The organism is Cryptosporangium japonicum, from assembly GCF_039524755.1.
Taxonomy (GTDB): Bacteria; Actinomycetota; Actinomycetes; order Mycobacteriales; family Cryptosporangiaceae; genus Cryptosporangium; species Cryptosporangium japonicum.
Genome location: NZ_BAAAGX010000016.1, coordinates 438625 through 453494, shown reverse-complemented (window position 1 = coordinate 453494; position 14870 = coordinate 438625). Strand labels below are relative to the sequence as shown.

Genomic DNA, 14870 nt, shown 5'->3' with positions numbered 1-14870 from the left:
CGCCGCGCGCAGGTCAGCACCCCAGCGAGTCGCGGTATTGCGGCGGCACGGACCCGGCGACGACCTGGTCGGCGATCTCCCAGAACACCTCCGGGTAGTCGCCCGCGGCGTTCATGTCGTTCAGGAACTTCCACCCGTGGCTGCCGCGCAGCGCGTCGGCGGCGCGTGTCGTCGCGGCCGCGTCACCGGCCTTCGTGGCCCGTTCCCACTCCGCGATCCAGCCGCAGCCGACCCGGGCCGCCACCTGCGCCCCGAACTGGTACGTGTCGTTGGTGCCGAGGTCGGCGAGCGACGCCCGGTCGAAGCCCGGCGGCAGCGGCACCCCGGCCAGCACCTCGGTCGCGCGCGCGTCGATCCGGTCCGGCGTGACGACCTCCGGCGGGAGCGCCGCCAGCCACTGCTCCACCCCCACCTGGACGACGTGCGTGAGCGTCTCGCCGAACGCGGCCCTGGTCCACGACCCGCCGCCCCGGAGCTCGACGAAGAACTTCCCGCGGGGCGGGAGCATCACCCCGAAGTCGTTCGCGGAGTACGTGTACAGCTCCCCGCCCCGCCCCGCGACCGTGACCGGTTCCGCCGCGCTGACCGACGCCCGGTCCTGGTGGTACGAGTCGTAGTACTGCGCCGGGCGCCAGTTGAACTCGATCTCCCGGCCCTGCTTCGACCACCGGATCGACCCTTCCTTCTCGGCGAAGCCGGAGACGTAGGTCGCGGTCCACCCGGGTTCGTCGATCAGCAGCCGCGGGTTCTCCTCGGCCGCGCGCAGCGCCAGCGCCGAGTACGTCACCGACGTGGTGCCGCCGGGCTGGGCGCCGGTCGGCGCGGGGTCGGTCCCGGTGAGCGCGACGACGCCGACGAGCGCCGCCGCCGCCGCGGCGCCGAGCAGCGGCACGAGCAGCCGCCGCCGGGTGGGTATCGTCCGGACGGGCCGGTCCGACATGATTTCCTCCAGCAGTTCCTCCGCGGCCCCGTCGAGCCGGTTCCCGACGGCGGGCCGGTAGGGGTCGGCGTCGCGGATCAGCCGGTCGAGCGAGTCGTCGGTCATCTGCCCTCCTTCGTGGGCCGTCCGGTCATGACGTCGAGTTCATGTCCGGGTGGTCCGAGGTCGTGACCGACGAGCTCGCGGAGCCGGCGTCGGGCCCGCGACAGGCGCGCCCGCGCGGTCGGCGCGCTCAGCCCCAGCACGGCGGCGATCTCGCGGGGCTCGAGCCCTTCCCAGAACGTCAGCATCAGGACCTCGCGGTCGAGCTCACCCAGGCGCGCCAGCGCGCTGCGCAGCACCAGTCGCCGGGGCACCTCGGTGCCGGGGTCGGCCGGTGCGACCGCGCGCAGCCGCTGACGCAGCCGGTCGCCGAGCCGCTCCCGGCGTGCTCCGCCGCGGTGGTGGTTGGCCAGCACCCGCCGGGCCACCCCGTACAGCCAGAGCCGGACCTCGTCGTCCGGTGGCACGTCGCGGCGGCGCCGCCACACCACCAGGAACGTCTCGGCGACGACGTCGGCCGCGTCCTCGGGCTGCTCGACGCGCCGGATCGCGTACGCGAGCAGCGGGTCGAAGTTCGCGGTGTAGATCCGCCGGAAGCGGTCCTCGGAGATCACGACTGGTCCATGTCCGGTACCGCGCGGATCGTGACCGCCCGCGCTCAGGCGGAGACGAGGTCGGGCGGACGGTTCTTCTGCGAGTACATGTTCCCGTCGGCCGCGGCGAGCAGCGTGTCGGAGTCCGGCGTACCGAGCGTGCCCGCGGCCGCGACGCCGACGCTGACCCCGATCGAGTACGCCTCGTCGTCCGACCGGGTCACCGGCTCGTCGGTGAGGCTCCGGAGCCGGTCGGCGAGCGCGTGCGCCTCGGCGTCGGTGGTGAGGTTCTCCGCGAGCACGACGAACTCGTCCCCGCCGAGCCGCGCCGCGACGTCGCCGGTGCGTAGTTCGGCGGTGAGCCGCCGGGCGAACTCGGCCAGGACGACGTCACCCGCGGCGTGACCGTAGCGGTCGTTGACCTGCTTGAAGCCGTCCAGGTCGAGATAGAACAGCACCGGCGCGTACGGCGAGCCGAGCTCGCGGGCCCGGTTGAGCGCGAGGTCCAGCGCGGCGTGCAGCGCCTGCCGGTTGGCCAGCCCGGTGAGCTGGTCGTGGTGGGCCTGGTGCGCCAGCATCGCCCGCACCGACTCCTGTTCACGCACCACCAGCACGAACCGGACCAGGATCAACGCGGTCAGCACCGCGATCGAGACCAGCAGCGACACCCGCCCGGCCACGCCGTCGATCGCCTGCAGCCCGGCGAACATCGGCAGCGCGGCCAGCGCGACCCCGAGGAAGATCACCCGGGCCGGGTGCAGCCGTTCCTCGCGTGAGCTGTCGGGTTCGGCGATGCGCGCCGCGTCGGGATGGAGCACCGCGGCGACGTAGAGGCTGTTGGAGAGCAGCAGGATGCCGTCGAGGCGGTCGGCCAGCATGATGCGTGACAGGTCGTCGATGAGCGTCGGGAGCATCGAGATCGCGATGTCGCCGATCAGGGAGATCGCGAGCGCGGCGATCAGGTAGCGGGTGGGGCCGCGCTTCGAGCCGGGCGCCAGCACCAGGATCGCGCCGGCGGCGAACAGCAGGACGTCGCCGAGCGGGTAGATCGCGCCGACCACGACGGCCGGCGAGAGCCGTTCGTGCTCGACCGCGGGCAGGATGACGAACTGCCAGCACAGCCAGGCCATCACGGTGGCCATCGCCAGCGCGTCGAGCACGGCCTCGCGTAACCGGGTGGGGGCACGCAACCGCACCAGGCGCAGCAGCCCGATCCCGAGCAGCGGATACCCGCTGATCCACAGCAGATCGGCCGGGGAGACGTCCCCGACCGATTCGAACATCCACCGCAGCAGGTCCTGCAGCAGGTCACCGACGAGCCAGACGCTCAGCGCCCCGACGATGAAGCCGTAGCCCCGCCGCTGCGGCCCCGGGAGCGTGCGCAGCCGCACCCAGCCGAGGGCCACCAGCGTGCTGAACCCGGCCAGGTAGGTGAGGTGGGCGAACGAACTCCCCGGCAGGAACGCGGCCGGTGCGCCGCAGGCAGCGGCGATGACTGGTACGAGCACCGCGGGGACACGTCTCATGCTCACATCATCGATTTCGGACCACATCGGGGAAGGGGGGCGCCACTGTGACTCAGGTTAACGCGGGTCACCACGCGCTGTCGTGCTCTTCGCGAGCGAGGGCGGAGAGGTGGTCGGTGCGCGGCGCGTCGTCGGCCTCCGTCTCCGCGCGGGGACGGCGGCGCGCGGTGAACGCGGCGAGCGCGGTCGTGATCGGCACCGCCGAGATCAGCCCGAGCGTGCCGACCACGCTGCGGACCAGCTCCTGGGCGACGAGCTGGTTGGTCAGCACCCGGCCCAGGCTCTGCCCGCTGTCGGTGATCAGGATCAGCAGCGGCAGCGACGCGCCGGCGTAGGCCAGGATGATCGTGTTCACGACCGAGGCGATGTGCGCCCGGCCCACCCGGTTCGCGGCCCGGTAGAGCGGGGTGAACCGGTACGCCGGGTTGGCGCGCGCGAGTTCCCCGACGGTCGCCGCCTGCGTCACGGTGACGTCGTCGAGCACGCCGAGCGAGCCGATCAGGATGCCCGCCAGCAGCAGTCCCTGCAGGTTCACGTCGTGGGTGACGCCGAGATAGCTGGCCTGCTCGTCGGCGACGCCGGTCAGGTGCAGGGCGCGCACCGCGAGCCAGGACAGCGCGCCGGTGAGCGCGAGGCTGGTCAGCGTGCCGATCACCGCCACCGACGTCGAGGTGCCGACGCCGTGCGTCAGGTACAGCACGGTGAGCATGATCGCCGCCGACCCGACGATCGCCACCAGCAGCGGCGGCTCGCCGTCCAGGATCGCCGGCACGACGAACAGCAGCAGCACCGCGAACGTCACCGCGAGGCCGGCGAGGGCGCTCAGCCCGCGCCAGCGGCCGAACGCGACCACCGCGAGCACGAACGCGGCTCCGAGCACCCAGAGCTGACCGCCGCGCTGGTGGTCGGCGATCTGGTAGGTCTCGCCGACCGGGGTGTCGGGCAGGTAGAGCAGCACGACGTCGTCGCCCTCGTGGAGGGCCGGGGCGCCGGGCCCGCTCGGAACGTCGGTGGTGACGTCCTGATTCGTGTCCGGGCCGCTGGTGACGCGGACCACGACCGCACCGCAGTCGGTCTGGCCGGCGGCGCGGGCGGCTTCGTCGTCGGACGCGCACGGGGCGTGCACGATGGTGCGGACGGTGGCGTTCACGTACTGCGTCCGGTCGGGGGCGGTTCCGGCTCCGGACGGCCACAGCCACACCATGCCGACGATGGTCAGCAGGGCGATCGGGACGATGACCACCAGAACGGGGCGCCACACCCCACGCAACCGAACACGCATGTTTCCGCACCCTACAAGCCGGTGTGGTGACAATCGTTGTCATGTGCGGTGGCGGGCCTGGTCGCGCCGCCGGGCGGGCGGCGCGACCAGGGCGGAGCCTCCTACTCGGGCGTCGGAGCCGTCGCGCGGTGGGTGAGCTTGTCGCGCAGGCGGTCCACCAGGCCCACGCCGGGGCCCACCAGCTTGTGGAACACCTCGTTGTTCGGGGCGTCGGGGTGCGGGCGGGTCGGGGCCAGCCGCTTGGCGGCCTGTACCTTCGCGCCCAGCTCGACCAGCTCCTCGGGCGGCACGACGCTCCGCAGCTGCGGGAACTGCTCGCCCTCCTCGTCCTGGATGTGGTCGGCGAGCACGGTCTCCAGCTGCGCCAGCGCCTGGGCGAACTCGGGGCTGTCGACGTCGGCGCCCTCCAGCTGCTTCATCGCCCGCTCGAGCTCCTTGTGCTCCTCCACGTCGTGCTCCACGGCCTTGTCCCCGCCGGCCAGGTAGCGGCGCATCGCCGGGTACACGTACATCTCCTCGGTCACCGCGTGGCGGACGAGTTCGCTGATCGCGGTGTCGGCCAGGTCGCGGCGCATCACCGCGTCGTCCACCGTGTGGATCTCCCGGATCAGCGTCGTGACGTCGCGGTGGTCGCTGGTGAGGATGTCGATCACGTCCGTGTCGGTGCTCATCGCCGTCTCCCTGGGTCGGTGTCGGGACCGGCTACCCGGGATGCGGCCGGTTACGCGCCGACGATCGACGGGTCGACCCGGCCGCCGACGCGACGACCCGGAGCGCGGCGAACCACCGGAGCGCCGGCGCCGGTGGTCGAGCGAGCCGTAGACCGGGCGGGCAGCCGGTCCGGAGGGGAGTGCGGTGTGACCCGCGACGCCGGGTCGAGCGCGTCGCCGCGGGCCGGCGTGAGGTCAGGAGCCGGGATCACCGGTCCATCGGGGCGCACCCGGGTGCGCCCCGGCGCGTGGTCCGAACGGGAGCAGCTCACCGCCGGCGAACGGCTCCGGGCCCGACGCGCGTCGCGTCGCGTCCGACGTCTCCGGGGTGACCGGCGGTGCACCGTGGACGACCCGGTCCCAGACGCGTAACGGGCTGCCCACCGCGGCCACCCGCACCTGGGCGGTGGGCCGGACCGCGGCCGTCAGCACCGCGGCGGCCACCGCGTCCGGCGAGTGCGTCAACCCCTCGCGCGACACCCGCCCGCCACCGAGGGCGCGGCGCCGGGGCCGGACCAGCGTCACCGACACCGGCACCCGGTCGGCGCTCAGCTCCGCGCGCAGACCGGCGGTGTACCGGTCGACCGCGGCGGCCGCGCTGCGCCGGGTGGCGGAGCCGGGGGCCGGGCCGGCGGCGAAGAAGTCACCGACGTTGATCAGCGTGCCGCCGCGTCCGGTGCGGCGGAAGTGCCGGACCGCCTCCCGGGAGGCGGCGACGAAACCCCAGTACAGCGGATCGAACACCCGGTGCAGCTCCTCGGTCGTCGTCCGCGCGCCGACCGCGCCGAGCGTGGGCGGCGGGGTCGTGTTCACCCAGGTGTCCACCCGGTCGTAGTACTCGCCTGCGGTGGCCGTGATCCGGGCCACGTCCTCGTCCCAGCACCCGTCCGCGACGACGCCGGTCGCGCGACCGCCGTGCGCGCGCACCGCACGCACGACCCCGCCGAGGGCGACGTCGTCGTCGGCGGCCAGCACCAGGCGGGCGCCTCGTTCGGCGGCCCGCACGGCCACCGTCAGCCCGACGGCGTTGGCCGCGCCGACCAGCACGATCACCTGGTCGCCGAGGCGACGACGCTGCGTGCCCATAGGGACTCCCTCCGGCGGCGACGGCCGCGTACCCGGGGGCCGGGGGGCCAAACCCCGGGTCGGGCGGCGGGGCGCGGACGGTGCGCTTCCGGGGCGCGGATACCCCGCGGCCGGCCGGGTAGGCGCGACGATGAGCTCCCGCTGGGCGCCGCTGCGCGCGGCCGGTGTCGTCATCCTGGTCGCGCTCGCGATGGGCGCGACGTTCGTGACCGCGTACCCGGTCGCGTCGCCCGCCCCGCCGCCCACGCGGTTCCGATCGCGACGGTCGGCCCCGACGCGGCGGTGGCCACCGTGCTCGACCAGCTCGAACCACGCACCGGCGGCGGGTTCCGCGCGCGCGGCTACCCCGACCTCGCCGCGGCCCGCGGGCGTCGACGAGCAGAGCGTCGCGGCGATCGTCGACGTGACCGCTGAGCGGGTTCTACGCCACGATCGCCGCGACGATCCTCGGTCTCGTCGTGATGTTCCAGATCCGCGCCGCGCCGACCGGCCGAGCGGAAGCGAGCCCGGCGCCGAGCGGAGCGGGGCACCCGGGAGCGGGCGCCCCACCCCGGGGTGAATCAGCCGTGCGAGCCGGCCGACGTCGTGGGGGACGTCGGCCGGTCGCGGTGGAGGGCTACTTGGTGAAGCCGAGGTAGGTGCTCTTCAGGCCGAGCTTCACCCGGAACGTGGTGCCGGTGATCGCCACCGTGGTCGTCTTGCCGCCGGCCACGGTTCCGGTCAGCGCGAGCGAGTCGACCCGGCCGCCCCAGCGCCCGGCGCTCGAACGCTTCGTCACCGTCACCGCGGTCACCTTCAGCAGGCCGCCCGCGCCGTCGAGCGCCGCCAGCTGCGCCGGCGTGACGACCTTGACCCAGTTGACCGCGGGCGAACCGGCGGCCAGCGAGTACGGGTCGGCCTTCGTCGGCAGGTAGCTGACGCCACCGGTCGCGGTGAAACCGCCGCTGTCGGACGAGAACTCGGCGCTGATGACCTTGCCGCCGACGGTGAGCACCTTGCCGGCGGTGGCGGCGATCGCGGCGTTGGTGGCCGCGGTCTCCGAGGTCGCGCCGTCCCAGCACTGGTTCTGCTGGGTGTCGATGACGTCGTAGTAGCGCGACGCGGAGATCTTCGCGGTGGCGTAGGTCCGCGCGGACAGCGTCTGGGCCTGGAGCGCGGCCGCCGGCCAGCTCGACGGCATCTCGGACGCCACCACACCGCGGAGGTAGGTGTCCATCGGCATCCTCGCCACGTAGCGCGGGGCGCCCTCGACCACCGACGCGGTGAGCGAGCCGTCGAACGTCACGGTCGAGCCGCCGCGGCAGTCGGACTTGGCCTTGCTGTAGGTGAGCCGGAGCGTCTTCGGCCCCGTGAACGTCACCGGGGCGGCGAGCGTGTACGCGGTCTTCCAGGCGGTGCCGACCTTCTTCTGCACGACGTAGTTCGCGCCGCTGCGGGCGACGTGCCAGCCGGGCTGCGCCGGGAGCGCGACCTTCGTGCCGTTCCCGGCGGTGGCCACGATGCCGCTGACGCTCACGCCGCTGACCGGCGAGAACGTGAAGTGCCCGCCGTCGATCGCGGAGAGCCGCACGCGCAACGACGGGTTGCCCTTCGCGGTCAGCGCCGCGCCCGGGTAGTAGAAGGCGGCGATCTTCGCCGCCGAGAGGCCCTGCTTGGCCGCGGCCTTGGCGCCGTACTGGCTCAGCCCCCGGCCGTGCCCGAAGCCCGCCCCGTAGACGCTGATCCCGCTCGTCGGCACCGCGGTGGCGTTGGCCGTGGGTGCGGCCGCCTCGGCCGGCGAGGCGAGCCCTCCGCCGATCATCGCCGCGACGAGCGCGACGGTGGGCAGCAGAACGCCTCGACGGAGCAGGCCGGTGGAACGGGACATTGAAGCGCCCCCCTTCGTCTCGTGGGCTTCACCGGTCATGTCGGCGCGTTCGGTTGCCGGCTGAGGGTCGGCGGCACCGCGCAACCGGGGGCCTCCTGTCCGGTAACCCGGCCGCACCTGATCGGATGGGGCCCATGCCTTACCGACACGTCGTAGCGCTGGGCAGTTCGTTCGCGGCCGGGCCGGGGATCCCGCCGGTCGTCGACCGGTCCGCGGGCCGCTCCGGCCGCAACTACGCCCATCTCGTCGCGGACGGGCTGGGTGCCCGGCTGACCGACCTCACGGTCTCCGGCGCCACCACCGCGACGATCCTCGAGACGCCCCAGCGGATCGCCCGCACGACGTACCCGCCGCAGGTGGGCGGCGTGCCCGAGGACGCGGACCTGGTCACCCTGACCGCCGGCGGCAACGACCTGGGCTACCTCGCGACCGTGCTCCGGCTGGCCTGGGCGAACCGCTTCCGGCGCCACTGGTGGACCCGGCCGCTGGGGGACCGGCTCGCCCGGGGGCCGGTGCCGGTGCTCGACACCGACGTCGTGGTGGAGCGCCTCGGCGCGATCGTGGCCGCCGTCCGCGGCCGGGCGCCGGACGCGCGGGTGGTGCTCGTCGACTACCTCACGATCTTCGACGAGACGATCACCGCCGAGCCGTTCGACGACGCCCAGCACCGGGCGCTGCGTGCCCTCGGCCGCCGGGTCAACGGCGCGTTCGTGATGGCCGCGCACGCCACCGGCGCCGACCTGATCCAGGCCTCGGTGCTCAGCGCCGCCCACGGCGTCGGCACGCCCGAGCCGTGGGTGAACGGGTTCCAGCGCTCGGCCGCGGCCTTCCACCCGAACGCCGCCGGGATGCGTGCGATCGCCGACGAACTGCTGCTGACTCTGGCCGCGACCTAAGACACACCGTTAACGTGCTGCTCATGACGGACAGAGACGTTCGGACGATGTTCAGCGGCGGTGGGTTCTTCGAGGGGCCGAGGTGGCGCGACGGCACCTGGTGGGTCTCGGACTTCTACCGGCACACGGTCAGCCGGATCACCCCGGACGGCCACGAGACGGTCGTCACCGAGGTGGAGCAGCAGCCGTCCGGGCTGGGCTGGTTGCCCGACGGGTCGCTGGTCGTCGTCTCGATGAAGGACCAGCGGCTGCTCCGCTGGACCGACGGTGCGCTCACCGAGCTCGTCGACCTGTCCCCGCACTGCGGCGGCCACCTCAACGACCTGGTGATCGACGAGGCCGGGCGCATCTACGTCGGCGACTTCGGGTTCGACCTGATGGGCGGCGGTGACCTGCGCACCGCGCGGCTCAAGCGGGTGGACCCCGACGGCACGGTCACCGTCGTCGCCGACGGCCTGTACTTCCCGAACGGCTCGGTGATCACGCCGGACGGCTCGACGCTGATCGTCGGCGAGACGCTCGGCAACCGCTACACCGCGTTCGACCTGGGCGCGGACGGGTCGCTGTCCAACCGCCGCGACTGGGCGACGTTCGCGGCCGCGCCGACCGGCACCACGACCGAGGAGGTGCTCGGCCAGCTCGTCGTGGCGCCCGACGGGTGCACGCTCGACGCCGAGGGCCACCTCTGGGCCGCCGACGCGGTGGGCGGCCGGGTCGTCCGGGTCGCCCCCGGCGGCGCGATCGTCGACGAGATCCGGGCCCCGGACGGGCTCGGCATCTACGCGTGCATGCTCGGCGGCGAGGACGGCCGCACGCTGCTGATGTGCGCGGCGCCGGACTTCTACGAGCACCTGCGCGCCCCGGTCCGCGAAGCCGTCCTCCTCACGACCACCGTCGACGTCCCGCACGCCGGCCGGCCGTGACCGATCGGCCCGGCCGTCCGGGAGCGGACGGCCGGGCCGCCCGGGTCAGCGGACGCGGGTCCAGGGGCCGGTGATGGCCAGGACGTAGCCGGGTGACTGGATGTTCGCGAACAGGATCGAGCCGTCGGCGCTGAAGTTCGGGCCGGTGAACTCGCTGTCGTTGAAGTCGTTGCGGGCCAGCGGGTACGAGGCGCCCCGGTCGGTGACCCCGATGAGGTGCTGGACGCCCTCGCCGTCCTCGGCGAGGATCACGCCGCCGTAGGGCGACACCGTGATGTTGTCCGGCCCGTCGAACGCGCCGTCCTTCGCCGGGGTCTTGTTCACGCCGAAGATCGTCTCCAGCGTGACCGTGCTCGACCGCGGGTCGTAGAACCACACCTGGCCGTCGTGCTCGGCGACGCTGCCGTCGGTCTTGCGTGCGTAGCTGGCGACGAAGTATGCGCCGTGGTGGCCCCACCACGCGCCCTCGAGCTTGCGGCTACCGGTGACCTGCCCGGCGCCGAACTGCTTGCGCACCGACACGCTCCTCGCGTCCCGGTCGGGCACGTCCACCCACTTGACCTTGTACTTCGTGCCCGGCTTCGTCGCCTGCGAGAGGTCGGCGATCTGCGTGGCCCCGTCGAACGCGCTCAGCGCCTGCAGCGTGCCCGCGGTGTCACCACCCGGACGGGTGGCCAGTCGGCGCAGCGCGCCCTTGCCGCCGTGGAAGCCGGCCGGCGGGGTCCACCGGTAGAACAGGCCGTGCGGCTCGTTGGCGTCCTCGGTGAGGTAGATCGTGTGGTTGTGCGGGTCGACCGCGACGGCCTCGTGCGAGTACCGGCCGAGGAACTTCAGCGGCACCGGGTTCTTGTTGGCGGCCCGGTCGAACGGGTCGACCTCGAACACGTAGCCGTGGTCCTTGGTGAACGGGGCGACCGCCTTCTGTTCGGTCTCCTCGCACGTCAGCCACGTGCCCCAGGGCGTCTTGCCGCCGGCGCAGTTGTTGTGGGTGCCGGCCAGGCTGACGTACTCGCGGAGCCGCTTCCCGTGGTGGTCGACGTCGATGTTCGTCGTGCCGCCCTTGGCCGCGGGGTCGTAGGTGAGACCTTCGAGCGCGGGCACCGGGTACGGCTCGGTGCCGTCGTTCTCGTGGTTGTTGACCAGCGTCAGGCCGCGGTGGCCGGGGAAGCTGGCGGTGCCGTCGGCGTCGCTGGGCGTCGGCTGACCCGACTCCAGCTTCGTCTTCCCGGCCTCGGCGACGATCGTGTACTTGAAGCCCTTCGGGAGGGCCAGCAGGCCGGCCGGGTCGGCTACCAGCGGCCCGTAGCCGTCGGTGCCGGTCTGGCTCGTCGCCGCGGCGGTGGCAGCGGTGCCCGCGATCGCGTCGATGCTTCCGGCGAACGTGATGCCCAGCGCGCCTGCGGTGCCCAGGGCCAGGGCGGAACGGCGGGATACTGCCTCGGTCATGGGGGAGCTCCTTCACGACACGACTCGATGATGCACCGAGGACAGTAAGGGCAAGTACGGCGCGTACCGGACAAACACTCGCTGACGTCTGGGCGAACTATCGAGGTCGTCCCGGCCGGACGTTCGCGGCGGCACGCAGCCGGTCGGAGAGCAGGCCGGCGGCGCGCACCGCCGGCAGCAGGCCCTGGTGGACGACCATCAGGTCCTCGACCGCGCACGCCGGCGGGGTCCAGTCGAGCGCGGCGGCCAGCCGCGGGTGGTCGGACGCCCAGGCCAGCACGGCGTCGGTGAGGGCGTCGGCCGGTGCGCGTCCGCCGGCCTCCAGCGCGGCCAGGAACGCCACCCGGTACGGCCAGAACGACCAGACCTTCACCTCGTCGAGCAGCTGCGCCGCCGCGCCGGGCCGCCGGTAGCGCAGCACCAGCTGCATCGCGTCGGTGCTGTCCGCGCGCAGCAGGGCATCCATCATGGAGCTCCGCGCGCCCGGGCCGGCCACCTCGTAGAACGTGCTGCGTGCGCCGTCGGGGCCGGTGGCGGCCACCACCGTGCGCCAGCTGAGCTCGCTGTCCGGGTCGTCGGTCACCAGCTGCTCGACCGCGCGGTAGTAGCGCACCCGCGTCCGCCAGTGGTTGCGTCGGGTCGGGGGCTTGTTCGACAGGTGGTGGTGCCACCGTCCGATCACGGTGGTGCGCAGCGTGGCCGAGAGCGTCGACGTCATGGAACGAGAGTGCGGCGCCCCGCGTCCGCGCAGTAGTCACGTGATCACGGGATCAACACCGTTCCCACCGGCGACGAGCCGGGTCAGGTCCACGCGGCTGCGGATCTCGAGCTTGCGGAAGATGTTGCGCAGGTGACTGTCGACGGTGTGGCTGGAGATGTGCAGGCGGCTGCCGACCTGGTGGTTGGTGAGGCCGTCGGCGACCAGCAGGGCCACCGCGAACTCCTTCGGGCTCAGGCGCCGGAGCTCCGGCCCGGTGCCGGCGGGCACCCGGGTGGGGCGACCGCGCAGGCGTTGCTCCAGCCGACGCTGGTGCGCGCGGGCGCCGCACGTGGTGGTGATCGTCAGCGCCTCCTCGAACCACGCGGTGGCGGTGGCGCGGTCGGCCGTCGCCCCGGCGTCCTCCAGCGCGGTGGCGAGCGCCAGCCACTGACCGGTGGGCCGGTAGCGCTCGACCGCCCGACGCAGCGTGGTGAGGTCCCGGCGCAGCACACCCTCGGCGTGCGCGGCCGCCGCGGCGATCGACGGCACCCGCGGGTTGCGCGCGGCCAGCCGCCCGGCCGCGCGCACGACGCCACGCGCCCGGACGCGGTCACCGGCCTCCAGCGCGATCCGGACGAGCGCGACGGCGGACGTCGGGTCGTGGACGAACAGCGCGGGCCGGTCCGGGAGCCGGTCGACGAGCCCGCGGACCGCGGCGAGCGCGGCGGCCGGATCGCCCCGGGCGGCGAGGACCACCGCCTCGGACCAGTCGGCGTCCTCCGGCGCGGCGGACGTGCCGTCGGCGCGCCGGGCCCGCAGCTGTTCCAGGTGGCGGCCGGCGGCGTCGGGGTCGTCGCGGGCCACCGCGAGCCGGGCCAGCATCCCGAGCAGCGGCACCGTGAGGCGGCCGGCGCCGGACCGCCCGGCGACGGTCAGCCCGGCGTCGGCCTCGGCGGCGGCGTCGTCCACCCGGCCCTGGGCGAGGTGCAGCCGGGCGGCGACGTGGTGCCAGCGCGGCGCCGCCCGGGTCGTCCCGCGCCGCTCGGCGTCCTCCCAGGCCTGCCGGAGCTCGCGGTCGGCGTCGCGGTGGCGGCCGAGCGCGCGCAGCGTGTCGGCCAGCCCGATCCGGGGGTGCGCTCCGCTGCCGGTGACCTCGGTGGCGGCCAGTGCGTACCGGTGGGCGTCGGTGAGGCGTCCCTCGGCCAGGGCCACCAGGCGGCGTGCGCTCAGCCCCGACGCCGACGCCTCGGTCGTCCCGGCGCCGCGCCCGGCCTCGTCGGCGAGCCGGCCGGCCTCGTCGGCGGCCGCGAGGTCACCGCGGTGGACCAGGCCGTGGGCGCGCACGGCCAGCAACTTCGCCCGGATCCCCGCCGGCCCGTCCGCACCGCGGGACCGCTGATCGACGTCGGACGGTTCCGGGTCGTCGCCGGTGTCCACCAGGCCCCGGCCGGCGTGGTGGACCGCGGTGTCGTCGAGGCCGGCGTGCGCGGCCGCCTCGGCCAGCCCGAGCCGCAGCACGGCCCGGGTGGTCGGCGGCAGGCCGCCCCCCGACACGGTCCGCGCGAGCTCCTGGGCCTCACCGATCCGCCCGGCGGCGGCCAGCAGCTCGACCGCCTCGGCGACCAGCCGGTCGCGCCCGGCGTCGCCCGGGCGCCGGACCTCCAGCGCGCGCAGGATCAGGTCGGCGGCCGTGCTCGGGGCCGCACCGGCGACCTCGGCGGCGGCCCGGCGCAGCAGCGTTCCGGCACGCGCGGCGCCGGACGGACCCGCGCGGAGCAGGTGCCCGGCCACCTCCGCCGGCGGCGCTCCCTCCGCCCGGAGCACCGCCGCGGCCCGGCGGTGCAGCGACGGGCGCACCGCCGGGCTCAGCCCCGCGTACACCGCCCGGCGCAGCAGGTCGTGGGAGAACGTCAACCCGCCCGCGCCGTCGACGAGCACCCCGGCCGCGGTGGCCTCCTCGACGCGCGGGATCGTCCGCGCCACCGGCAGGTCGAGCAGCGACGCCACCGCGTCGACGCCGAACGGGCGCGCGAACACCGCGCCGTTGCGCACCAGGCGCCCGGTGTCCGGGCTCAGCCCGGCGAGCAGCTGATCGACGACCGCGACGAAGCTCGCCGGCAGCTGGTTCCCGACGACGCCGGCGACCCCGTCGGTCACCACGACCTGACCGGTGGCGCGCAGGGCCCGCACGAGCTGCTCGACCAGCAGCGGCACGCCGCGGAACCCGGCGGCCAGCGCGAGCACGGTGTGGTCGACGGGGTGGCCGAGCCGGTCGGCGCAGAGCTCGGCGACGTCGTGGTCGGCCAGCGGCGCGAGCGCCAGCGTGGTGGCCCCGGTCTGACGCAGCCAGCTCACCAGCAGCTGGCCGGGGGTTTCCCCGGGCACCGGTCGGTGGCCGAACAGCCAGCACACCGGCGCGGACTCCAGCGCGGGCACCAGTTCCCGGATCGCGACCGCGCTCGACTCGTCCATCCACTGGGCGTCGTCGATCGCGACGACCAGCGGCTGCCCGGCGACGAACTCCTCCAGCGACTCGGTCAGCCGGCCGAGCAACGCGTACGAGCTCCGCGGCTCCTCGCGGAGCCAGCCGAACGCCTCCCCGGACGGCGCGCAGCCCCGCAGCGCGGCCCCGAGCGTGAGCCAGGGCAGCGCCCGGTCGCTCTCGAACGCGATCCGGGCCGCGACCGCGACGCCCCGGCCGCCGGCGTGGTCGGTCGCGGCGCGCAGCAGGCAGGTCTTGCCGATCCCGGGGTCACCGCCGACGATCAGGCGGCTCCCGATACCCGCGGTGACGTCGTCGACGGCGTGGCGCAGCACGTCGAGTTCCCCGGCGCGCCCGACGATCGTCGCGTTTCCCAT

General features: G+C 74.5%; 13 protein-coding genes. 2 read left to right on the top strand and 11 right to left on the bottom strand.

Going from position 1 to position 14870, the window contains the following annotated elements; translation table 11 throughout:
• Positions 1-13: 13 nt before the first annotated feature.
• From ABD437_RS21855 to ABD437_RS21820, 8 genes are all read right to left on the bottom strand, one after another.
• Positions 14-1045, bottom strand: a complete 1032-nt coding sequence (locus ABD437_RS21855) for a hypothetical protein (protein ID WP_344650750.1) — start codon at positions 1043-1045, stop codon at positions 14-16.
• Complete coding sequence (locus tag ABD437_RS21850; protein ID WP_344650749.1) at positions 1042-1596, bottom strand: RNA polymerase sigma factor; 555 nt, start codon at positions 1594-1596, stop codon at positions 1042-1044. Before ABD437_RS21850 ends, ABD437_RS21855 begins: the two co-directional genes overlap by 4 nt.
• Positions 1597-1640: 44 nt before the next feature.
• Positions 1641-3101, bottom strand: a complete 1461-nt coding sequence (locus tag ABD437_RS21845) for a diguanylate cyclase (protein ID WP_344650748.1) — start codon at positions 3099-3101, stop codon at positions 1641-1643.
• Between the two features lie 67 nt (positions 3102-3168).
• Complete coding sequence (locus ABD437_RS21840) at positions 3169-4383, bottom strand: YibE/F family protein (protein WP_344650747.1); 1215 nt, start codon at positions 4381-4383, stop codon at positions 3169-3171.
• A 101-nt stretch (positions 4384-4484) separates the two neighbouring features.
• On the bottom strand, positions 4485-5054 hold the full coding sequence (locus tag ABD437_RS21835; protein WP_344650746.1) for a hemerythrin domain-containing protein: 570 nt from the start codon (positions 5052-5054) through the stop codon (positions 4485-4487).
• A gap of 50 nt (positions 5055-5104) precedes the next feature.
• Positions 5105-5305, bottom strand: a complete 201-nt coding sequence (locus ABD437_RS21830) for a hypothetical protein (RefSeq protein WP_344650745.1) — start codon at positions 5303-5305, stop codon at positions 5105-5107.
• Positions 5289-6179 (bottom strand): SDR family NAD(P)-dependent oxidoreductase, encoded by an 891-nt coding sequence (locus tag ABD437_RS21825; RefSeq protein ID WP_344650744.1) that lies wholly within the window; start codon positions 6177-6179, stop codon positions 5289-5291. Before ABD437_RS21825 ends, ABD437_RS21830 begins: the two co-directional genes overlap by 17 nt.
• Positions 6180-6795: 616 nt before the next feature.
• Positions 6796-8046, bottom strand: coding sequence for a SpoIID/LytB domain-containing protein (locus ABD437_RS21820; RefSeq protein ID WP_344650743.1), 1251 nt, complete (start codon positions 8044-8046; stop codon positions 6796-6798).
• Positions 8047-8180: 134 nt separating this feature from the next.
• Between ABD437_RS21820 and ABD437_RS21815 the strand changes: the two genes are divergently transcribed.
• On the top strand, positions 8181-8942 hold the full coding sequence (locus ABD437_RS21815) for an SGNH/GDSL hydrolase family protein (RefSeq protein ID WP_344650742.1): 762 nt from the start codon (positions 8181-8183) through the stop codon (positions 8940-8942).
• Between the two features lie 23 nt (positions 8943-8965).
• Positions 8966-9865, top strand: coding sequence for an SMP-30/gluconolactonase/LRE family protein (locus ABD437_RS21810; RefSeq protein WP_344650741.1), 900 nt, complete (start codon positions 8966-8968; stop codon positions 9863-9865).
• Positions 9866-9910: 45 nt separating this feature from the next.
• Here ABD437_RS21810 and ABD437_RS21805 read toward each other — a convergent pair whose 3' ends face one another.
• The 3 genes from ABD437_RS21805 to ABD437_RS21795 all read right to left on the bottom strand — a co-directional run bounded on the left by ABD437_RS21805 (position 9911) and on the right by ABD437_RS21795 (position 14870).
• Positions 9911-11311, bottom strand: coding sequence for an alkaline phosphatase PhoX (locus ABD437_RS21805; RefSeq protein WP_344650740.1), 1401 nt, complete (start codon positions 11309-11311; stop codon positions 9911-9913).
• Between the two features lie 97 nt (positions 11312-11408).
• Positions 11409-12029 (bottom strand): hypothetical protein, encoded by a 621-nt coding sequence (locus ABD437_RS21800; protein ID WP_344650739.1) that lies wholly within the window; start codon positions 12027-12029, stop codon positions 11409-11411.
• A 36-nt stretch (positions 12030-12065) separates the two neighbouring features.
• Complete coding sequence (locus tag ABD437_RS21795) at positions 12066-14870, bottom strand: ATP-binding protein (protein ID WP_344650738.1); 2805 nt, start codon at positions 14868-14870, stop codon at positions 12066-12068.